At 46.6% G+C, this 1,214-nt stretch carries 1 protein-coding gene; it reads right to left on the reverse strand.

Going from position 1 to position 1,214, the window contains the following annotated elements; translation table 11 throughout:
- The coding region (locus B7Y67_RS18585; protein ID WP_293599902.1) for a DNA internalization-related competence protein ComEC/Rec2 at nucleotides 1-1,214 on the reverse strand (1,214 nt) is incomplete at both ends.

Genomic DNA, 1,214 nt, shown 5'->3' on the forward strand with positions numbered 1-1,214 from the left:
GTGACCATAGCGATTACGGTAACCATTCTGAGCAAAAGCAATATCTGGCTCAAGCGTTTTTAAAAGATCCAAAGAGGAAGAGGTTTTGCTGCCATGGTGAGGCGCCATGAAAATCAGATTTTTGCCTTTTAAGCCATGAAGTGCAGTTTCAGTTAAACGATTAGTAATTTCTGCCTCACCCTGCCGCTCCACATCCCCCGTTAACCAAAAAGAGGTATTACTATTTCGCACCTCTAGAACACAACTCATCTCATTGGGTTTACCGGAGGCCTGTTCTGCAAAGATGCTCGCCTCATGGGGGTGCCAAATATAAAACTCCACATCATCCCAAATCCAACTCTGTCCAAACCGACAGGGAATACTGGGAACCTTTCGTTGGGATAGATTGGCTAATAAAGGATTGTTAATGGGTAATGAACCCATCATGGTGTTAAACCGAATCTCTTTGAGTAAGGTGGCGGCTCCACCAATATGGTCGCTATCGCTGTGACTGATTACCATACGATCAATTGTATTGATGCCCCGCCCCCTCAAGAAAGGCAGAATAATTCTCTGTCCTGCGTTATCTTTCCCTTGAATGGGACCCGTGTCATACAGCAAGGTTTTATGAGCTGTCTCAATCAATACTGCGGTGCCCTGCCCTATGTCCAACACGGTGGCTTGAAACTCTCCCGCCTCCAATCGAGTGTTCTCAAGAGGTCGAACTAATAGAAATGCGCAGAGCCCCAAGCCCAGCAATCTTGATGCCCAACTTATGCTGAGCTTGCCTGGACGAATTGCCATCACAATACCTACTAAAGAGATCAATAAGGCCCACCATGTTGGCTGACTGGAAAAGGCAATAGCCCATTTAAAATCAGCCATCCAATCGAGAATTACTGCCAGATAAGCCATGCTGGCATGAGCTGAGACTAGTAGCCACTTACCAATAAATTCTGGCAAGAGTGCACCTGTAATAGCCAAAGGTGTAACGAGGTAACTCACTACCGGAATCGCAAACGCATTAGCTAATGGCGATACGATAGAGAATTGATAAAACCAATAGAGTGTTAATGGCAGCAGAGCGATTGTGACTACCGCTTGTACGCGGCAGGCCTCACGCATCGCTTGCATGCAACGATGCCGCCAATGGAGTGCTAATTCTTGACCGGTTGGTATACCAAGCAAACCCTCTGAGTCTTTCATGGCATACAAAATTGCAGCGACTGCGCCAA

The sequence above is a fragment of the Polynucleobacter sp. 35-46-11 genome (genome assembly GCF_002281105.1).